This window comes from Ructibacterium gallinarum (assembly GCF_014982785.1).
Taxonomy (GTDB): domain Bacteria; phylum Bacillota; class Clostridia; order Monoglobales; family Monoglobaceae; genus Ructibacterium; species Ructibacterium gallinarum.
The window spans coordinates 13,475-36,474 of sequence record NZ_JADCKB010000017.1 but is presented as its reverse complement, the minus strand read 5'-3'; the positions used below and the strand labels follow the sequence as shown (position 1 = coordinate 36,474).

At 39.1% G+C, this 23,000-nt stretch carries 12 protein-coding genes; all 12 read left to right on the top strand.

The genetic code is table 11. The features are described 5' to 3' along the window. Positions 1–12 precede the first annotated feature (12 nt). The 12 genes from INF28_RS08620 to INF28_RS08565 all read left to right on the top strand — a co-directional run bounded on the left by INF28_RS08620 (position 13) and on the right by INF28_RS08565 (position 22,994). Entirely contained in the window at positions 13–5,010 is a 4,998-nt protein-coding gene (locus tag INF28_RS08620; RefSeq protein WP_226393064.1) for an S-layer homology domain-containing protein, read from the top strand. A 1-nt stretch (position 5,011) separates the two neighbouring features. Then, positions 5,012–8,287, top strand: coding sequence for a hypothetical protein (locus INF28_RS08615; RefSeq protein WP_226393063.1), 3,276 nt, complete (start codon positions 5,012–5,014; stop codon positions 8,285–8,287). Between the two features lie 47 nt (positions 8,288–8,334). Then, positions 8,335–10,011, top strand: coding sequence for a hypothetical protein (locus INF28_RS08610; protein ID WP_226393062.1), 1,677 nt, complete (start codon positions 8,335–8,337; stop codon positions 10,009–10,011). Positions 10,012–10,061: 50 nt separating this feature from the next. Continuing rightward, positions 10,062–11,777: a hypothetical protein gene (locus INF28_RS08605; protein WP_226393061.1), complete on the top strand. Its 1,716-nt coding sequence runs from the start codon at positions 10,062–10,064 to the stop codon at positions 11,775–11,777. Continuing rightward, positions 11,747–11,971, top strand: coding sequence for a hypothetical protein (locus INF28_RS08600; RefSeq protein ID WP_226393060.1), 225 nt, complete (start codon positions 11,747–11,749; stop codon positions 11,969–11,971). The genes INF28_RS08605 and INF28_RS08600 overlap by 31 nt, the downstream gene beginning before the upstream one ends. Positions 11,972–12,055: 84 nt before the next feature. Next, complete coding sequence (locus INF28_RS08595; protein ID WP_226393059.1) at positions 12,056–13,117, top strand: response regulator transcription factor; 1,062 nt, start codon at positions 12,056–12,058, stop codon at positions 13,115–13,117. A gap of 11 nt (positions 13,118–13,128) precedes the next feature. Continuing rightward, the gene (locus tag INF28_RS08590) at positions 13,129–15,771 is read left to right on the top strand and encodes a sensor histidine kinase (protein WP_226393058.1); all 2,643 of its coding nucleotides are present in this window, start codon (positions 13,129–13,131) and stop codon (positions 15,769–15,771) included. Positions 15,772–15,801: 30 nt separating this feature from the next. Beyond that, positions 15,802–17,556, top strand: coding sequence for a glycoside hydrolase family 36 protein (locus tag INF28_RS08585; protein WP_226393057.1), 1,755 nt, complete (start codon positions 15,802–15,804; stop codon positions 17,554–17,556). A gap of 37 nt (positions 17,557–17,593) precedes the next feature. Beyond that, positions 17,594–18,844: a tagaturonate reductase gene (locus tag INF28_RS08580; protein ID WP_226393056.1), complete on the top strand. Its 1,251-nt coding sequence runs from the start codon at positions 17,594–17,596 to the stop codon at positions 18,842–18,844. Beyond that, positions 18,823–20,205: a UxaA family hydrolase gene (locus INF28_RS08575; RefSeq protein ID WP_226393055.1), complete on the top strand. Its 1,383-nt coding sequence runs from the start codon at positions 18,823–18,825 to the stop codon at positions 20,203–20,205. Before INF28_RS08580 ends, INF28_RS08575 begins: the two co-directional genes overlap by 22 nt. A 16-nt stretch (positions 20,206–20,221) precedes the next feature. Further along, the gene (locus INF28_RS08570) at positions 20,222–21,445 is read left to right on the top strand and encodes a glucuronate isomerase (protein ID WP_226393054.1); all 1,224 of its coding nucleotides are present in this window, start codon (positions 20,222–20,224) and stop codon (positions 21,443–21,445) included. A gap of 157 nt (positions 21,446–21,602) precedes the next feature. Beyond that, a complete protein-coding gene (locus tag INF28_RS08565; RefSeq protein ID WP_226393053.1) occupies positions 21,603–22,994 on the top strand; it encodes a family 4 glycosyl hydrolase in 1,392 nt (463 codons plus the stop codon). Positions 22,995–23,000 lie beyond the last annotated feature (6 nt).

Below are 23,000 nucleotides of genomic sequence, written 5' to 3'. Positions count from 1 at the left end.
AGGAGAAATACAATGAGAAAAATTGCATGGATTACAAGCATAGCCATATTGTTTACGTGTATGGCTCAGATTAACATTGCTGCAGTAGATACTCTTGAAGGTTTTGAAGAAAACTTTTTGTATGGTTCGGTTGACAAAGCCGAATCATACTGGGATATTTCAGCAGGTGAGGGGCATGCGGATTTTTCATCTGATAGTAATGCAGAGTTTTATGGTTTTACGAATACTACAGGGGCTAAGACTGCAAGCATATATAGGAAGGATTTTAATACATGCGGCGAGGATTTCATGCTTGAAAGTGAAGCGTATACAGCGTATAATTTCTTTTATATGTATTTCCTGAGAGAGGACGCTAAAAACTATTATTATCTGTCTTATGGCGGAGATAATGCGGATAATCAAAAACAAATAAGTATATATAAGGTGTCGGATGGAACCGAAAAAGAAATAGGCAGCTACGAACATAGCGCTAAATTGCCTGCGTATAAAAAGATACGTATTTTTTACGAAAAGGATGGAAGACTGACCGTGAGAGCCATTATGGCAGCGAGCAGAGCAGGACTTTCTGACGGCGATTGGAAAACTGTTTTAACCCTGAGTACCGAAGACGGAGTTGAAGCAAATGGAAGCGGAACCGTTGGCGTAGGCGCAAAGTGGGCACCGTATGCAGTATATCAATTGGCAGTTAAAAAAATTCCAAAAGTAAATTTTGAAAGTGGATTCGATTCTGATAGTGCAAAAATTGACAGTGATGTTGTACTTAAGTTCAGTGACGACATGGAAGAAATGTCGTCACTGACAGATGATCACTTGAAAATTTATGAAGGGGAGGAACAGGTTGACAGCGCAAAATATACGGCTGCATTTATGGATTCAAGAACTGTTAAAATTGCGTTTAAGCGGGGGCTTCATTATGAAACGGAGTATAAAATAGAACTTAGCGATAAGTTTTATTTATCCGGCGAAGACTATGGTTTGCCAAATACAAAAACATTGTGCTTTGAAACAGAGGGCAAGCCTTTTTGGACAGAAGTGCAAGACGGAAAGGTGATTTTGCATAATCGCTATTTTGACGCCGGTGAAGAGGTAACTGTTATTTTGGTGAATCGCAGCATCGACAATCGTCCGGAGGTTTATCAAGCCTCTGTTACGTTGAGTGGTGAGGATACGCCATATGAAGATGAAAATATAAACAATGATACCGAGGTTTATATTTTGGATGCGAAAACGATGAAAAACAAGTTTCCGCCTGTAACATACGAGGGAGCAGATAAAGGGAAAGCTGCTGAAGTAATCAACGAGGAGACCGGTATAAAAGTTTACGGAGTTTCTGCATCTGCCGAAAAAGGTAAAACCATTAACATCAAAGTTTTAGATAGCGTCGGAAATATATGTGCTTTTGAACAAACAAAGACAGACGAGGGAGGCGGATATTCCGTATCCGTCCCAATGATGACAGGAAATACCGGTAATTATACCTACACATATTTTGTAGGCGGCGATGATTATGCAGAGGATATGTCAAAAAGCTTTTTGTATCTGAGCAAATCCGATAGAGACGATTATGTTAAGAAAATAAACGCCGCAGCGGAAAGTGAAATCAGAGACTACGTTGTAGAAAGTATTGAGCTGTTTGTGAAATCAAACAGTGCTTTGTCTGACAAAGTAATATCCGATATTGCCGCATCATTGTGGGATGCGTTAGAGTCGGGAGAACATTTTTCGGAAACAGATGGGGGAAATGAATACACGAAATACCTTCGGGAACAAATGATTGTTTCTTTATATAACAACGGTGAGAAAGAGAAGTTATTTGATTCCGATAATAAAGCGGATAAAGGGTACAATATCGATTTTGAAGTCATGGACAAAGAAAGTGGCTTTGATTTAAATAATATTTTTGAAAACAAGTTGTCTTCCGATGTCAGAAAGAAAATAATCAATTATCTTATGCAGCCGCAGTATAAAAATGAGGATGAAATTTATCAGCGCTTTGCAGAAGGTGTTGTGCTTTATGCAGTAAAGTACAGCAACGAGAACATAAATGCGCTGCTTAAGAAGTATGCAAAATTTATCGGTATTGATATACAGGCATATAGTAATTTAAGCAATACCGACTCGATTGACGAGCTGCTGCGGGCGGGCGGAGAATATGCTTCTGTGAAGTTTCTGCAGCAAAAGCTTGATAGTTTGTTGGGTGATTTAGATCCGGCATTGTATTCGTACGTGTTTTCGCCAATGGATGCAGAAAACAGTCAATGGGAAATATCGCATACTAAAAATACAGAAACATATACAGATGACGGTATTACAAGTTCGGACACCGGTGTCCTGACTGCAAAAAGTCCTGTCAGGGCTGCCGGCGATTATAGATTGTCAATGAAGGCTTATAAGCAATATAATAATTTTGTAATCAGATTTGATTGGACCGATGAAAAAAATTATTATGAATGCAAAGTTACTCCTTCAACAATGATATTGAGCCTAGTGAAAGATGGAGAGACAACAGAATTAAAAGCGGCTGAATTACCTATTTCAACAGATAAAACAGAAGAGAATATTATCATCGATGTAAGTAAGGAGAAGGGGATATCGGCATCATTAAATGATGGTATAAGAGAATACAAAATTATTACTGAGTATATAGACTCGTCATGCGATTTTTCAGGCGGATATTTTTTATGTATCCTTGAAAACACACCGGGATATATAAAATCTGTGGAACTTTTAAACTATTTGACAGTGTTGAGCGCAAACCAGAAAATTGCACCGGATGAAACAATTGAATTGACCCTAAATTTTGCAGCAGAAGTTATTGCAAATGATAGGCTGACTCTTGTGAATATGGCATCTATGGAAGAATGCGAAATGGAGATAGCGGCAATATCCGGAAAAACCGTAAGCTTAAAACCAAAGAATGTCTTATGGTATGATACGGAATATAAAGTAGTAATCTCTTGCGGGGCAATGAATATTTCGGGAAGCAAATATGGATTTAGAAACGATCAGGAAATTGTTGTAACGACAGAGCGCGGAAAATCGTATATATCTGATATGATGATAAATGGTTCCGAAATATCGACATTGTCGGATAACGGAATTTCTCTGAAAGAATATAAAGGGCAAAAAATAGATTTGTCATTTAAAATAGAGGGTATGACCTCTGCAGCGGATGTATATGTTTTGCTTTCAAATGGAAATGGTGCAACTGCAATAGTCAAGGAAATTAAAAATACAGCACTTTCGTCAGAAATAACAGCGGAGATTGAAATTCCGGTATCAATAGACGACAATGCAAAAATGTATATTTTGAGTACAGAGGCAAACAAAGTGAATCCGGTTTATCCGTCGCAGAATAAGGTGGCTGTTGCGGATGGAAAGTACAGCTATACGATAGATGATACCACAGTGCAAATAACCGGAACTGCTGAACCCGGACAGTTGATGGTGGCAAAAATAACTTCGCCGGATGCCTCAGCCGTTGAAGCAATCGGATATGCAATTTGTGGGAACGACGGAAGCTTTTCCATGGCAATGAATATCAAACGCGAGGATTTAACGGATAAAAAATGTAAACTGGGTGTATCAAATTGTTATAATTATGACGAGGAATTTGTTCTTGGCAGTATGAATTCGGTAAGCCGAGCTATATCCGTGTTAAACGATAATAAAAAACAGAGTGCGGATACCATATCATCAGCCGAAACAAAAATAGGGAATATAAAAAGAATCCTTGAAAACCCCAATGATATATTTGGTCTTACAAAATCAAATTCGGATAATAGTTCGGAAATATTTGACCATATAAGCAAAGAGAAGCTTGCAAAAATGCTGTATGAATGCGATGATGTATTTTCTTCGTCAGATATTGCTCACGTTAAAAATACGATTGAAGTATTGGCCATACTTACTGCAATGAATCAACGGATGGATAACCTTATATTTGACGGTGATAAAAACCTGATAAGTGCACAAACGTTGCATTTTGCAGATGAATCAATGTATAAGGCATACCTTGATGAATTGACGGACGAAGGAAGAGATAATGTATCCGACAGCCTTTTGGGACAGGACTTTTTGAACCTGAACACATTCAAGAAAAAATTTGCAGAGCAGCTCATATTAAATGGTATTTGCTATTACAAAAAAAGCGGTTCCGGACATATTTTCGGTTTGCTCAAACGGTTTGGAAATGATGGCGGTTTTGACATAGATAAATTCTTATCTGTAGGTGAAAATGCGCAGAACAGATTCTGCAATTCGCTGAGTACATCGAGTTTAATGACTGCAAGTGTATTACAGCAAAAACTTAATGCAATAGCAGAGGAAAAGGAACCCCCAAAGGGCAGCGGAGGAACAGAAGTCCTCAGCGGCGTAAGTGCCGGGCCTGTTAACAGAATGCCTACGGCATCTGAAGGTGCGGTGCAAAATACAGGGGGAGCAACGCCGACGGGAGAAGAGAGATTCACTGACCTGAACGGACACTTATGGGCAAAGGAGGCAATACTGTACTTAGCTGATAAGAATGTGATTAGTGGGTATGGCGATGGGACATTTAGACCGGAAACATATATAACCCGCGAGGAATTTGTAAAAATGGCTGTTATGGCATTTGAGCTTAAACCGGTATATGCGGACATGAAATTTGATGATGTTAAACCCGGCGAATGGTACTATCCATATGTTTCCACAGCCTATGATCTTGGTATCGTCAATGGTATCTCAGAAAAAGCCTTTGGGGTAGGACAAAGAATAACAAGGGAAGACGTGTGTGTGATTTTGGCACGTATTTTAGACGATACAGAAACGGATGACACAGCAGATGAGCTGAACTTTGATGATGCCGCTGAAATAAGTGATTATGCTGTTTCAGGAATCAACAGTATGGTTAAGCGCGGTGCGATTCACGGCATGGGGGATGGAACGGTTGCACCTAAAAATAGCTGTACACGTGCTGAAGTTTCCAAAATACTCTGTACGTTGGTTAAGAGCGTGAGAGGAGAACTGTGATATGAGTAATATATGCAAAAGGATATTTTGCTTGATACTTTGTGTATTATTTGTTGCGGAAATATGTCCGGCCTTTGCTCAGTCTGATGAATTAAACAAGCGTTTTGATTCATCAGACAATGCAGCAGAGTTGTCTGATAAATGGAAGCTGCCGGACAATTCCGAATTCAGGGAAGACGGTTTACATGATGACAGCGGTTTTGGGGCTATGCTGCTTTATAATGCAGCAGAGTGGTCGGAAAAATATGAATATGAAGCAGAATTTTGTCTGCCATTTATGAATTCGGGCAGAGTGCTTTTTAACTATGTTGATACCAAAAACTGCAATTATGTAGAAGTTAGTCCCAAAAGTAAAACGATTGCGATAAAGACCGTGGTGAATCAAGTAAGATATACGGTTGCTGAAACAAAAATTAGTGATAATTTGACCAATGATACAATTTATCGGGTGAAAATATTGTCTAACGGTGGTGACGGTATTTCGGTAGAAATGTCCACAGGAAAGAATATGGTGACATATTTTCAGGATGAATATGCTATGGAAACTAACAAGGTAGGTAAGGTAGGTTTTTATGCAAATGATAATCCGCTGCATGTGATATCGGTTTCTGCAAAAGAAATAGGTAAATCGGATTACGAAATACCAAAAGAGGAAGGTACATCGCATATTATAGCGGACGGAAAAGATGACATGTCGAATCATGAAGAAAACAGCGGTGCCGAAAACGGAGATGATGGGCAAGAGAGTATTGATTTGATGCCATATAACGAGCTTGTCAAAATGGGAATCATGAATGACGGTGAAGATGCCGGCAGCGATTTGACGACTGCGGAATATAACGACATCATGGATAAACTCAAATGGAGCAGTGACGCCGATGGGGAATATGTCAGAATGCGCGATATTATCAAGGATACGGTGGATATGCTTGGCTACGGAGGCATTGTCGACCCAAAAAATTCCTATTATCAGCAGGCTGCGAAACTGAAACTTTTTGATGGTGTAACACTTACAAAAGATAGGGTAAAGCGTTATGCGGCGGCACAGATTCTTTATAATGCGTTTTTTGTTGAAATAATGACGGGGACATACTGGACAAATGGAAAGGTGACTTATCATATAGAGCGTGGAAGAAGACTTCTTGATGATGTTATTGGAATCAGATGCATTAAAGGAATTTGTGAAGATGACGGTATTAATTCGCTGAGCGGCAAGACCGAAACAGGGAAAGAAAGCGTAAAGATTGGCGGGAATATTTATAAATATTCAGCAGACTGGAACGCAGAATTTTTAGGGCGTTATGTTCGGGCATACATAAAGGAAAGTGACGATGGTATGGACGAAGCTTTCCTGATAGAGCCTATGCAGAATGCTAAGTGTATTACCATCATGGCAAAGGATTATGTCGGATTTGAAAATAATGTATTGAGGTATATTGCAGAGAATGGGAGAACAAAGGAGGTAAGGCTGGCGCCCTCTGTACCTGTTTTACAAAACGGAAGCTATGTGTCTTCGTATGATTCTGATATCTTTAAAATCAACAGAGGTAAAATAGTAATATCTGCGGATACGAGCGGAAAAGTAATCGCTGTCATGATTTATTCGTATGATGTAGAATATGTGGAAAATGTAAACGCGGAAAAAATTAAGCTGCAAAAAATGATAGATGACGGCATGTTTGATGTTGTACAAATGTTTTATCGTGATAAAACAGCTTTTGAATTAAACATGCTCAAAGAGGGCGATGTGGTTCATATTATGAAAAACGACCGAAGTCTGATTTTGGTTATTTCTGCGGAACAAGTGATAAACTTTGATGTAAAAAATCTTTGGAAAAATAATGAAGAAATAAGCGTTTCGGACGGTACGGGGCAATATAGCGTGCGTGTCTGCAATGCAGATGAGCTGTTAAAATCAAGACTACAACCCAATAATAAGTTAAACCTTTATTTTGATATATTTGATGAAATTGTTTATGCCGGTATATCGGAAGAAAATGTAATGATGTACGGTTGTTTGGTTGATGTGGCAATTTCGGAAGAAGCATTTTCAAATAAGATAAAAATGCTTGTGTATAAAGAAGATTCTGAAAAAAGAGTATATGAAATAAATAAAAAGGTTAATTATTGTGACGAAAATGGAAGTGTTCGGCGCCTGAAACCGGAAGAACTGTATGGTGAACTCAAAGGAAAAAATACGATGATTTCCTATAAGATTAGTGATAAAGGTGAAATATCGTATATTGAAATGCCTGTTTTAAGTTATGAAAAAAACAGCGAGGCACAGCTTACCATGCTTGTAGATGAAAACACCAGCCGAAATTATATATACCGCTCTATTGATACGAGTTTTGGACACAGATGGTATGTTGCAGAAACAACAAAATCATTCATAGTGAGCAGCGGGGATAAGCGTGATATCTCAGAGTATACCATTCGTGAAGGAACGGGGATATATATTTATAACACGGATTATAAATTCAAAGCATTTTCAAAGCGCGGAGATATAACTGCAGATTTTGTAATACTATATGATAGATTCAATACAGAACAGCTCAAACCCTCGTTTGACGAAAATCTTTTGTATGTAACTGAAATTGCATCAGCCATAAATGATGATGGTGAAATTAAAACCGTGCTAACCTTTGGAAACGGCGAGGTTATGTACGCTGATGATGCAGCGGTTGAGAATTGCTATGATATGTATACGATTGCCGATGCAGAACCGAAGCTTCATAAGCTTAATGTGGGTGATGTTGTTACGGTCAATCAAAATCCGATAGATGATGAGATAAAATCATTTATGATTGTATATAGACCCGTGAGCGATGACGGTGACTGTGCGGCGACGCTTTTTGAGGGAGAAGAGTATTCCTCAAGTGAAAGGTCGAACCCGTATATGTTTGATTCATCTTATGCACGGCAGAGTAATAATTTATCTATTCCGGACGATAAAAAATATACAAGAATATTTTTCGGGTGGGTTTACCGTGTTGACAATAATGTTATAGAGGTTACAACACAAAATTTGAGAAAGACAGGATATGATAAATATAACGAACAGTTTGTTACGGAACGCTATCGTATAAACTTTTATCGGAATCCGGCAGTCACGAATTGTATGTATAACTTTGATAGAAAAAAGGTAGGTGATTGCAGAAAGGCGGAAATTACTGATTTCAGAAGTTATGAAGATTACGGAAAGGAATGTTCGGCGGTTGTTGTATCCTGTACGGGCGACAAGTATAGTATCGTTTTGCTGAATGATGTGATATAACGGCGGGGAACCGTCAAATGCGTCTTTGGACGAAAGGAGATTTTAATATGAATATTATGAAAAAAATTTTTGTAAGTGTATTTATGGTATTTACTCTGCTTGTAACATCGGTTTCGGCATTTGCAGAAGAGGCGTACGTGGTTGTCCCCAAACCTGATAAAACAATTGTTGATGTTGATTTAACAAATCTCACAGCTGAAACGAAACCGGATTATTTAACTGTTGCGTTAGGAGCCGATAGTGATGGTAAAGCAACGGTAGGACAATGGAACCAGGGCTTTAGTGTCATCGGTAGCAGAGGCGTTTTGAGAGATATTAGAAAGCACACAGCATCGCCGGATTCGGATGTAGTTGAAATTGGGTTCTCCGCCGCTGTCAAGCAGAATCGGATTATGGCATTTTTTGGTGATGGGGATTTCACCGGGAGAATAGATAGTAGTATTACTCCAACGGAGGGTAAAAATGGTGCAATGTCTGCGGATAATAATTATGGCTTGCTTTTGGATCAAGAAGCTAAGAAGATAACCTTGTTCAGGATGGGAAAGGACGAAGTTACAGAACAACTTGGAGAAAAAGAAACAGTTACATTTAGTAGTTCCGGCGCAGACAATTTAAAAATAAGAATTAAGCCTAATGAAACTGTTGGCAACATTGAAGTGTATCAGGGTGAAGAAATGTTGTTTACCGCCAATGACAATGCACCGATAACTGCGGGATGTATTGGATTTAAGTTTGAATACGCAGGGGCTTCAACAGTAGGCGGGTATTATATGAAAGAGCTTTATGATGATACCCATGAGAGTGATTTCGTTTTGGATAAGCATTTTGACTCAGGCGTAGATACATTAGCAGATTTACAAGCTGAGGGATGGTCCTATTACCCACAGGAGAAGGCTGCAATAAATGGCGGACTCGATTTTGGGGAGCACGGAAGGTCCTATCTGCGCTTTGATAAAGCGTTTGGCGGATCCTATCACATCTATGCCAAAGAGTACGATCCTTATACAAACGGACAAGGGATAGCGTTTTCCGCAGATAAAGACTGCCAAAATTACTACTTACTTAGTTTAAAGGAATGTCCAGATGGTAGTAACGGCACAGAAGTTCAGCTTTACAAATGTGTTAATGGTACCAAAACGCCTCTCGGAATATCTGCCTCGGTCAGCGAGTTTAAGGGCGGCGATTTTGAATATGAAATATCTGTAGATACGCAAGAGGCAGGGAAAGTAAAAATCACCGGGACTATCAAACGTGACGGAGCGATTTGTGGTTCTATGGTTGAATGGACAGATGAGAACGATCCGTTGACGGAAGGATATATTATTCTTGGCGATCCCGCCACCGTGGGAGCTACATGGAACGGATGGTACAGAGGACGGCGGGTTGTAAAACAATTTAAGGTTTACGGCGCGAATCCGGATAAAACGATGACCGTTGACTACGAGGTTGACGGTGAGGCAGCAACGGACTATGACAAAGGAAAGATTTCAGCGACAATTCCGACTCTTGTGCTTGGAGAAAAAGGGTATACTGTTATTTCAGCGCTTTATCAGAAGGCTGAGAATCGGCTGCTGGAGGCGAAGATGTTTACAGGAGAACAAATGAAAGAGGGCGTTGCGTTATTTGATACGACCTATGCAGAAGAGGATTTGTATGTGCGTACATTTATTTGGGATTCTCTCGAAAAGATGTATCCGCTGACAAGCACTTTTGACTTGAAATAAAGAATCTTGGCAGCTGAAAGCTAATATCTGAATCCCGAGGAGGTAAAAAAGTGATATTTAATTTGATACATCGATGTGATGACACGCCTATGTATGAATTTCAACGGGAATGTGCACACAGATTGAATCTTAGAACGACAATTTTTTTAAGAGATGAGTTCTTTGAAAACAGCGAGGTCATTGACAAAGTAAAAGAGGACTGCGAGGTATACGGAAGTGAAGCGGGAATATGGCTGGAGCCGATAGAAGGACAGCCGGCTACCATGTTTTGGCTTTTGAATACGGAGCAAAAAAGAGAGAACATAAAAACAGTTGTTGAAAAATATAAGAAAATTTTTGGAAGGTATCCAAAAGTCATGGGAAACTATGTTTTAGATGCTGTATCCATTCAGTTGATTAAAGAGATTTGCCCGGAGGTAACCACTGTTGTTGCAGGTTGCTTTGAGGAGGGGGTAAAGGTTTTTCACGGCTGTAATAACTCCTGGTATTTGTTTTCGGAGGGAATGAGCTGGAATCCATGGTATCCGTCCAAAACACAGTCTATAAGACCTGCAAAAAATGAAGAGGACTGGTCGGGAGTTGTGGCTGTTCCGCATTTAAGCCGCGATTTGGCACTTGGTTATGAGCAAAGAAATGATTTTTTTGCAAGTCACCCCGCAAATGTACAGAGGGGATTGGCAAATTTAGGTGCCGAACATCCGTATGATTTTAATTTGGTGGATCAGTATCGGATGCAAGAGGATTTTAACGATGGCTTTTCGTATTATCAAATACATGTCGGGTCGAATTGGCTGTGCCGAAATCATAATATAATTGATTCGGAAGAAATATCCCGTCAGTTATACAGCGAAACTCTGGAATACATTGCAAAATTGGTATCAGAGGGAAAGGTAGAAAGTATGACGCTCAGTGAGTTGGGAAGCAGATATAAGGAATGCTTCCCACTCGATAAGCAGACCATTGGAGTGGGTAAAGATATTCTTTATGGCTCCGGAAAGCACTTTTTCTGGGTTTTTGACGGAAATTACAGAGCGTTGATTGATACCTTTCAAGGCGGAAGCATAGGCGATCTTCGTCCTTTCTGCGGAGAGTATGCGTCCTTTACGGGAACGGATTCCAAATCTTTGGATATGAATTCTTATCCCTATGTTATCCAGTCACAATACAGGACGGGATATAAAAATCATTATGAAGATGGTGCCAGAACAACCTTAATGGTAGAGCATGGAGAAGAAACCTTGGATTTATGCGCATATCGTACGGAAATTAAAGACGTCGAAAGAAACGAAAACGAAAGTATTTTAAAGCTTACTCCTGTAAAACTGACATTTGCGGATGGGGCGTATGTTGAAATAGAGACCCGATACTTATTTAAAAAACACGGCAATATTATGATTGTACGTGCAATTACAGATAAATCAGACGGGGATTGCTTCAAATTTACAGAATATTTAAAAGGGTGTTATGGATTTACGGAGTATCCTGAAAATATGTACGGAATTGAACTTATGTTAGATGGTGAAAAAGCGGCGGATTATAATTATTCCGGCAAAGAATACGAAAAAAACGGAAGTAAAACGGGGGTAAAAATCGGGCAAATCAATACCGAGATTCTATTAGAAGCGGATTGCGGAGTGCCTGAAAAAGTATCTGTTCAAGATGGGCATTTGTTTTCACCGTTTTATACGTTGAGAATTTGTTATGCAGTTGGAAATGAAACAGAGGAGATAAGAACATGGCTGATAATGAAAAAAACAATAATGTAATCTATCGCTGCCCAATGTGTCTGGATAGATTAGTGGATGTCATAATAGATGAAGATAATGATGGAATGTTCAGATGTGTAAAATGCGGATTTCATGGGGACTATGCAGAACTTATGAAAGAATATGAGAATTTTCGCAGACGTTATGGTTTGATGCACACAAGAATAACTTTACAGGAGCAGAAAGAAATGTAGCTTGTTTTAATCACACAAATGTATTATAATTTATCTGAAAAGTTATTTTTCAGATAAATTTATAAAGTATTGGAGTGCTCAGCTATGTATAAGGTTATTGTTGCAGACGATGAAGCGGTAATTCGTAACAGACTAATCAAGCATATCAAATGGGCTGAACTTGGATTCGTTGTAGTTGACAGTGCGAGAGATGGAGAAGAGCTCATAGAGAAATGTTTAAAGCATAAGCCGGATTTGGTTGTTACGGATATTTGTATGCCCGGAGTGGATGGAATTGATTTTGCAGAGAAAATCCGTAAGCTGGGAATTAAGACAGAAATTATTGTTTTTAGCGGATACTCTGAGTTTGAGTATGCCAGAAGACTTATTGAGTTTGATGTTATGGCGTATTTTCTCAAACCAATTGATATGGATAAGTTATGCGAGGCCATAAAAAAGGCATATGATAAGCTTGAACTTAGAACTGCATCTGTTGCATATACATCGTTAAAGCAGATATGCGATCAAACGGCCGAAAATATTATGAGAGATATAGGCAGCGGAAGATGCGATAGAATAGATAGCTACCTGATGGAATTTGAGGATGAGCTAACGGGTAATGCCATGGAGTTTTCGGAAATAGAAAATCAGTATTTTATACTTCTGAACACCTTATACAGAAATCTTATCGAACTGAAAGCTAATGTGGGAAATGTTAAAAATGTTTTTAAAGGAGTGTTTGATGACTGGAGTGATATAGACGGCGGTGACGAGCTTAGGAGGTATGTTTCCAATCTTATCATTGGTATTATACAGCTTATGAATGGGGCTGAGGATGACATCGCGGATATGTATTTCAATAATGCGGTTAAATTTATTGACGAGCATTATATGGAGGATATATCCCTTAAGGATGTTGCGGATTACCTTGAAATAAGCGGGGGTTATCTCAGTGTGATTTTAAATGATAAGGGAAAAGCGGGATTTGTTAAGCTTTTACGTTACAAGCGAATTGATAAAGCAAAGGAATTCCTGCTCAATACCAATATGAAGGTTTACGAAATTGCGTATATTTTGAATTTTGCCAATCCGAGATATTTCAGCGAAGTATTTAGAGCAGAGACCGGGTTGAATCCATTGGATTATAGGAAAAAATTTAAAAAATAGGGTGTATTTTTATGAAGCATAAAACACTGAAAATTAAAATTATCAGACGGGCTTCAATGGTAATGTGCTTATATTTACTTGTGCTTATGGTATTTCTCAACACCATAGTACCTCGTATGTACTCAGAAAGTCAAAAACAGCTGAATAATGATATTCTGGGAAATATAAATTGTAGTTTTATCGATTTGTTTGGAACTATACAGAATGCCTATATGGCACTTGTGACAGAAACAGAGTTTAACGATAGTATTGAGGTTATCAATCAGTATGAGGATGTTAAATACGGAGACTATACGGCGTTTAATCGGGCAAAAAACAGATTGCAGCAAAAGTTTACTGAATTAGCATATAACAACAATAACTACATGTCCAAAATAGGATTTGTTTCGTTAAACCAAAAAATATCAATCAATATCGAAAATATTGAGAATTTTCTGAACAAGGGCGATATATTCGGTACCCAGGTGATGTTTCTGGAGGATGCGGGGAGTAATATATTCAAAATACCTGTTTATGATTTTAATGGCATTCAAAGGGGAAGTATTTTGTTTTATTTAATTCCCGGCTGCCTTGAAAGCATAACATCGCCGGTTGATGTTTTTTTGCTTAATAACAGTCAGATTGTATACAGTAAAAGTGATTATGATTTTAAATTTGAAGAAATCAGTGACCTTATGAGCAAAGGGAAAAGGTCGCCCGAGATGATTAAAAAAGACGGAAGAAGATTTATAGTGCTTTGCGGGAGTCTTCAATATTATAATTATAATACTGTGGTTATCTTACCTATTGAAAAAATGGGGAAGACCTTTACTGATTTAATTCTTATCTGCTTAATGGTCTTTTTGATTGTTATGTTGATTAGTATGAAGTTTATCAGTGCATTTTCGGATGATATTTCAAAGAAAATCACAAAGGTAATCAACGAGATGGAGCTGACGGCAGATGAAGAATATCGTATCAAAGAGAAATTGAATACGATAAAAAAGCATACTCCTATTGAGCGATATGTTTCGCAGAAATTCGGAACGTTATCGCTGAAATCAAAAATATGGCTGTATCATGCGCTTTTTTTAATGCTTCCGATACTGATAAATTCCGTTTTGGTAATTGTTATTTGTAACTCAGCGGTTGCATTGGAAGCTAGAAAAAATATTGAGATATTCAGTGAGGTAAACACAAAATATCTGGAAAGTAATTTTTCTAAAGCAGAAAATACCTTAAAGACAGTTTTGACGGATAGCCGGTTGTTTGAGGGGATAAATGCTGCGGAGTTAAACCGTGAAGAATATGCGGAACGGTATTTTGTATCGCTTATGAAAAATAAAGATATTGAATATGACGTTGAAATATATAACGCGCAAAAAGCACCTGTTTATAAGTGGATTGTCGGATTTGACGACGGAGAAATCAAGGATGAAAAAATAAAATCAGGATATGAGGTAAATGAGAGAAATGGAAAATTAAAATTCACGAAATTAAAACGTGTATATCAGGGGGATTTTGACGGTGAAAAATTTGCGGGTTATGTAAGATTCAGCGTATATGCGGATTCTTTATTAAATAATTTTTATAAGATAAATGGAAATACAGCTGAAATCTATTTGGTTGATGAAAATGACAAAATTATATATGCGGGTAATCGTATGGAGACGCATATAAGTTTTGACAATATGATGGACAGAAGCAGGCATTGTATATCCAGAAGCCTTATAAACGAGGATTTTCCGGTGAAAGTTGTTTATGCAGTTGATACTTCAGCAAAAAAAGGTATGTATTTAAAAATAGCAGAATGTGTTATGCTAATTTGGCTTGTGATCTGCTTGATATGCTTACTTCTTGCTATGCGTTTAAGAAAGTATATTATAGAAGCTGCACAAGAGGCACAATATCTGTTGGAGGACGAATACGCTGAGGTTAAGCCCGGAAAGCGAAATGATGAACTTGACTTGCTCTTTGTTGAAGCGGGCAAAATGAAAACTCGTATAAAATTATTGATAAATGAAATTTATGAATATCAGGTATATGAAAGAGAACTTCAGCTTGAAACATTTAAGAGTCAGATTGCGCCGCACTTTATATATAATTTTTTAGAAATTATAAATGGTCTGGTGGAAGAGGGAGATCGAAGGGCGAGTAAACTGATTGTGCTGCTAGGGACGTATTTGAGGCAATGTGTAACCAATCAGAAAAAAATACTTACAATCCGTGAAGAAATTGAATATACAAAAATATATGTGGATATTCAAAATATTGCGCTGGATCAGAAATTAAAAGTTGCTTATGCGATTGATAGGAAGTTTATGGATTGTAAAATTGTAAATTTTGTACTTCAGCCTATCATTGAGAATACGTTGAAACATAGAAATCGTGTTAACAAAGATGAAATATATATCTACGTTCATGCCTATAAAGCGGCGGATAAATTGAAAATATCAATACGCGATTGGGGAATTGGGATGAGTAAAGACCGTCTTAATGAAGTCAGGGCAAACATACTTACAGGTACTTCAAAGAAAAATGTAGGGTTGAGAAATATTCACAACAGGTTACGCCTTTTGTTTGGGGAGCAATACGGTATGAAAATTTATAGCTCGGAAGGCAGCGGAACCCTGGTTGTCATTACGGTGCCTTACAGCGAAAACGGGATGGAATGAGGAATAAAAAGCTATAAACGGAGGAGACAGATGGAGTATAAAATAGCAGATTATGTTTTTCATGCAGATGAAAAGTACAAGGTGAACATTGAGCAGGCGGAGGACAACGGCGAAGTTTTTGCGGTCAATATAAAGATTGATTTTGGAAACAAAATAACACCGGAGGCGGTTGAGATATGGTGGACAACGCAGACCTATGGTGCATATGTGCCATGGAGTCCGGTGAGCGGTATGAATCGGGAAATTTATCCTGAATGGTGGATGAGTGAATCAAAATCACGGTCTGCAAGCGGTATACCGATACAATGTTATATAGGAAGTGATGATAAAAACAGAGTGACGGTATATACATCTGACTGCAAAACTCCAATGAGCATTAAGACCGGGGTTATTGAAGAAACGGGTGAAATCAAATGGGTACTTAAATTGTTTTCTGAAAGAGTAGGGGAAATACAGAGTTATTCGGTTACAGTATTCGTGGATACAAGACGTATTTCCTATATGCAGACAATTGCGGAAGCGTGTTCGGAATGGGACAAAAATGAGATATGTGAAAAACCGCATTCTGCGTTTGATATGTTATATTCAACGTGGTATTCATATCACCAAAATTTTAATGAAGAGAAACTGCTGGACGAGCTGAAAAAAGCGGCTGCACTCGGGATGAAAACGGTAATTATAGATGATGGCTGGCAAACAGAGGATAACGGACGCGGTTATATGTACTGCGGAGATTGGAAGGAGTGTGCAAGCAAAATCCCCGATATGGGTTTATTTGCGGACAAAGTCCACGCCCTTGGAATGAAGCTTATGGTTTGGTTTTCTGTTCCGTTTATGGGCGATCGGGCAGAAATAAAGGATTTGTTCCATGACAAAACGTTGTACTACAAAGATGATCAGGGAGCCGGAATCCTGGATCCCCGGTATCCTGAGGTTAGAACCTATTTGTCAGAACTATATGAAAGGGCGGTATCTGACTGGAGGTTAGATGGATTAAAGCTGGATTTTATAGATTCGTTTGGACTTTTGCCGGAGAGCTCATCGTTTAATGATGATATGGATATGGACTCTTTGGAAGATGCGATATGCACCTTGGTGTCTGATATATACGAACGCTTGATACGTATCAAACCCGATATATTGATAGAATTCAGACAGACCTATATCGGCCCTATCATGAAAAAATACGGGAATATGCTCAGAGCCGGGGATTGCCCTATGGCCGCAGTAGAAAATCGGGTGTCAACCATCGATCTCAGACTCACCTCCGCTCCTGCAGCGGTACATTCAGATATGCTTTTATGGAATTATACCGATACACCTGAGGAAGCGGCAGAACAAATAATAAATGTTTTATTTTCAGTGCCGCAAATTTCTATGCGAATAGGAGAGCTTTCTGAAGAACACTATAATATGCTTAAGTTTTATCTCGATTTTTGGCAAAGAAATCAGGAAACGTTGATGTTTGGAAAGCTTACCGCTTGCAGTCCTTCGGCAAATTACAGTATGGTGAAATCGGAAACCGATATTGAAATGGTTGCAGTGGCTTATTCTGATAAAACTTTAAGATTGGAAAAGTGTTATGATAAAATTTCTTTTGTGAATGGAACCGGTACGGCGGGCTTGTACATTGATGGAAATATAGCGTCGCATGCATATCAATATCGTATTTTTGATTGTATGGGTAATAGCTTAGATGAAGGAAATTTGCAATTGTGTAATGAAGTAAGAAGATTTGATGTGCCTAAATCAGGTATGGTAGAACTTAAAAACATCACTTTTTAAAAAGAGTCAGTTTGACAAGCAAAGGTAGGAAATAAATATGACAAACACTGTAAGACGATTGAATGAGCGAGTTATACAATTCGGAGAGGGCGGATTTTTGCGAGGCTTTGTAGACTATTTCTTCTGCAGGCTCAGCGAAAAAGGACTGTTTGACGGGAAAATTGCAGTCGTACAGCCGATAGAAAAAGGTATGATAAACCTCTTAAATGAGCAGGGTGGAAGGTACAATCTGTTTCTGAGAGGAATTGACAAGGGGGAAATAGTAAACGAACGCACCGAGATTGACATCATTTCAAGGGGCATCAATCCCTATGAGGATTTTGACGAATATATGCGTCTTGCAGAGAACCCTAACATGCGTTTTATCGTGTCGAACACAACCGAAGCAGGAATTGAGTATATAGGCACTGAAAAGCTGACTGATGCACCTGCAAAGTCATTCCCTGCCAAGCTGACACAGCTTTTGTATAGGCGTTTCCGGCTTGGACTTGGCGGATTTATTGTTCTTTCCTGCGAGCTTATTGATAATAACGGAAAAGAGCTTTTAAAATGTGTTAAGAAGTACGCTGATTTGTGGGATTTGGGAGACGGCTTCAAGGAATGGCTTGACAGCGAAAATCATTTCTGCTCAACATTGGTTGACAGGATTGTAACAGGCTATCCGAGGGACGATATCGAAGCCTTTGAAAGCCAAATCCCGTATAAGGATAATCTGATTGACACAGCGGAAATATTTCATCTGTGGGTAATCGAGGGTAATTTTGAAGCTGAACTGCCGCTTAAGAAAGCGGGCTTTAACGTGATATGGACAGATGATGTCACACCATATAAAAAGCAAAAGGTAAGAATATTAAACGGAGCTCATACCTCACTTGTACCTTATGCAATGCTCAAGGACTTAAAAACTGTGGGTGAGTGTATGGAAAATGAGGAGACCTTGGATTTTGTCAGGAAGTGCATCTATGATGAGATTATTCCTACGCTTGATTTACCTAAGGAACAGCTTTTGTCCTTTGCGGACAGCGTGATCGAGAGATTTAAAAATCCATTCGTAAAGCATCAGCTCTCATCAATTGCACTTAATTCATTCGATAAGTTTAAGGTGCGTGTAATGCCGTCAATTTTAGAATATAAGGCTCGCTTTGGTGAATATCCCAAGCATCTTATGGAGTCGTTTGATGCATTCTGTGAATTTTACAAAACCGATATGGCAAACGACAGCGAGGAGAACATAGCATTTATGCGCAGTGCCTCTAAGGAGGAAATATGGAACAAGCTCTCAGAATAAATCAAAACGATAATGTTGAAATAAACCTCAGGGACGGGCATAAATATGCCATTTGCGATATAGCCGAGGGTGAGAATATCATCAAATACGGCTGTCCTATCGGTCACGCAAGCTGTGACATCAAAAAGGGAGAGCACGTACATACGCATAACGTAAAAACCAACCTTTCGGGCAAGTTTGAGTATTCGTATAACTACAAGGACTATAGCATAGAGCCTATTAAAACCAACAAGACCTTTATGGGCTACCGCAGGAAAAACGGAGATGTCGGTATACGCAATGATGTGTGGATTGTAAACACCGTCGGCTGTGTAAATAAGGTTGCGCAAAGGTTATCAGAGGCGACAGGCGCTAAGTATTTTCCGCACCCGTTCGGCTGTTCACAGCTGGGTGATGACCAAAGGATAACGCAGCTAATATTAAAAGGTATGGTTAACCACCCCAATGCGGGGGGCGTGCTTGTTTTGGGACTCGGCTGTGAGAACAATAACATTGATGCGTTCAAAGATATACTTGGAGAGTATGACAGTGACAGAGTTAAATTCTTGAATTGCCAGGACGAAAATGACGAAATCGCCAAGGGTATAGAGATAATAAATGATCTTAAAGCATACGCAGATACTTTTAGGCGTGAACCGATAAGCATTTCTGAGCTTAAAATTGGCTTAAAATGCGGAGGAAGTGACGGTTACAGCGGTATTACCGCCAATCCGTTGGTGGGCAGGTTATCAGATAAGTTGATCGCCTATGGCGGAGGCTGTGTTTTAACCGAGGTGCCCGAAATGTTCGGCGCGGAACAGCTTTTGATGGAACGCTGCGAGAGTGAAGATATCTTCAACAAAGCTGTTGACCTCATCAATAATTTTAAGGAATATTATGAGCGTCATAATCAGGTTATTTATGAAAATCCGTCACCGGGGAACAAAAAGGGCGGTATAACCACCCTTGAGGAAAAATCACTCGGTTGTGTACAGAAGGGCGGACTTGCCAGGGTTGTGGATGTACTTGACTACGGCGACAGGATAAGCAAAAACGGCTTGGCGCTCTTGAACGGTCCGGGCAACGATATTGTAGCAATTACAAACCTCATGGCGGCAGGAGTACATATGATACTCTTTACAACCGGCAGAGGTACACCCGTGGGCAGCGCTGTCCCGACAGTTAAGATTGCGACCAATTCGGAGCTTGCGAAGAAAAAGGCAAACTGGATAGATTTTGATGCAGGCGAGTGCTTAAACGGCAAGGATTTATCTGATGAACTTCTGGAATATATTATCGCAGTGGCAAGCGGAGAACAAACCAAAAATGAGATAAACGGCTATTGCGAGATATCCATATTCAAGGACGGAGTAGTTTTATAGAAAGGAAGAGGAACAAGTGGGAATAATAAATGACAGCTTTATGCTGCACAACGAAACAGGCAAAATGCTGTTTGAAAAATACGCTAAAAACTTACCGATAATTGATTATCATTGCCACATAAGCCCTAAAATGATAGCGGAAAACTATCAGTTTAAGAATGCATATGAGCTGTTCCTGGGCGGTGACCATTATAAATGGCGGCAGATGCGAACAAACGGCATTGACGAAAGATTTATTACAGGCGATGCGGACGATTATGAGAAGTGGGAGAAGTTTGCGGAAACTATGCCGCTTTTAATAGGCAACCCCTTGTATCACTGGACGCATTTGGAGCTTAAGAGGTACTTCTGCATAGACGAAGGTCTTTGTCCCGAGACGGCAAAGGATATTTGGGACAGGGTGAACAGCCTGCTTGCAACAGAGGAATATCGTGTGCAGGGGCTAATCTGTAAGTCAAATGTTGAGATAATCTGCACCACAGATGCACCATATGATACCTTGGAATATCACAAGCAATTAAAGGACTTTGGCACAAAGGTTGTTCCTGCCTTCCGCCCCGATTTGAGTGATATAAATTGCGATATCCCGGAGAGAATGGATTACTTCCACGAAAATGGCTGCCGTTTGTCAGACCACGCTGTGGACGATATGAGTGACGAGACCATCGAAAAGCTGATTTATCTTGGTGAAGAGTATGCAAAAAGAGGTTGGGTATGGCAGTTGCACATAGGTGCTATGCGAAACAACAACACAAGAATGTTTGAAAAATTAGGTGCAGATACGGGCTTTGACTCGGTAAATGATTTTCAGATTGCAGAGGGACTGTCCAAAATCTTAGACAGCCTCGAAAAGAAAGATGCACTGCCCAAAACCGTTCTGTATACCTTGAACCCAAAGGATAATTATGTCCTTGGCACAATGTTGGGTAATTTCCAGGGCGGAGGAATACCCGGAAAAATCCAGTTCGGCTCGGGTTGGTGGTTTAACGACCAGCGTGATGGAATGGAAAGCCAGATGAGAGCACTTGCAAATCTCGGAATGCTGTCAAGATTCGTTGGTATGCTGACCGACAGCAGAAGCTTTGTGTCCTATACAAGACATGAGTATTTCAGAAGAATACTCTGTAACCTAATCGGAAAATGGGTAGAGGATGGCGAATATACAAGTGATGAAAAAATATTAAAAAAAATAGTAGAAGGGATATGTTATTACAATGCAAAAGAATATTTTGATTTTTAAAATATTAAGTACATAAGTAAATCAATACGAAATTGAATGAACACGTTTCATGATTTAAGTGAAACATTTCAGCATTGCTTTATCATATGGGTATTGCAACAATTTTACTGCAACAATTTGAAAAAACATATAAATTATTGGAAAGGATGAAAAAGATATGGAGTATAAAAATAATGGTGTAGAAAATATACAGATTGCTTATATTGGCGGAGGTTCACGAGGATGGGCATGGGGGCTCATGTCAGATCTTGCTATGACGGAGGATATCAGTGGAAGCGTATTGCTTTACGATATTGACTTTGAAGCTGCGAAACACAATGAAATAATTGGAAACAGAACAAAAGAAACTGAGGGATGCAAATCAAAGTGGGATTACCGGGCGGTAGCAAGCATAGATGAAGCGCTCACAGGAGCAGATTTTGTTATTATTTCTATTTTGCCCGGGACTTTCGATGAAATGTATTCTGATGTACATACGCCTGAAAAATACGGGATTTACCAATCTGTCGGCGATACAACGGGACCGGGAGGAATTGTTCGTGCCTTGAGAACTATTCCTATGTATGAAGAAATTGCGCTTAATATAAAAAAATATTGTCCAAAAGCGTGGGTAATAAATTATACCAATCCAATGGCAGTATGTGTAAATACACTGTATAAGGTGTTCCCTGAAATAAAGGCTTTTGGTTGCTGCCATGAAGTTTTTGGTACGCAGAAATTTTTGAGTAAAGTTCTCAAAGAAGAATTAGGTATAGATGGAATTGCCCGAGAGGAAATAAGTACAAATGTTTTGGGTATAAATCATTTTACATGGATTACATCTGCGAAATATAAAAACATAGATATTTTTCCGATATATAAGAACTTTTGTGAGACTCATGCTGAAACGGGATACGAAAATGGCGGAGACGACAACTGGATGAATAATTCATTTTTAAGTGCGGACCGTGTTAAAATGGATTTGTTTTTACGATATAATTATATTGCCGCTGCCGGGGATCGTCATTTGGCAGAGTTTTGCAAAAAAAATTATTATCTGGAAAATCCAAGTCGTGTACAAGAAATGAAATTCGGCCTCACCTCTGTTGATTACAGAAAGAAAGATCTTGCAAAAAGACTTGAGAGAAGTGCAAGGCTGGTGTCAGGTGAAGAGAAATTCAAATTCTCGGCAACAGGCGAAGATGGAGTCAAGCAAATACGTGCTCTGTTGGGTTTGTCTGATATGGTAACAAATGTAAATCTTCCCAATAATGGTCAAATTCCTAATTTGCCGAAAGGTGTTGTGGTCGAAACCAATGCTGTTTTCAAAGCAGATAGTGTGAACCCTGTATTAGCAGGAAACATACCGGATGAGTTGTTCCCGCAGCTATCTTCACTTGTCGGAGAGCAGGAACTGGTTGTACGTGCAGGTTTAGAAAAAAATATTCAGCTTGCGTTTGATGCATTTTGTAGTGATCCGCTGGTGGATATTCCATATGATGATGCATATAAATTGTTTTATAAAATGCTTGAAAATACTCGAAAATATCTCAGTATGTATGAATTTTGAGAATAA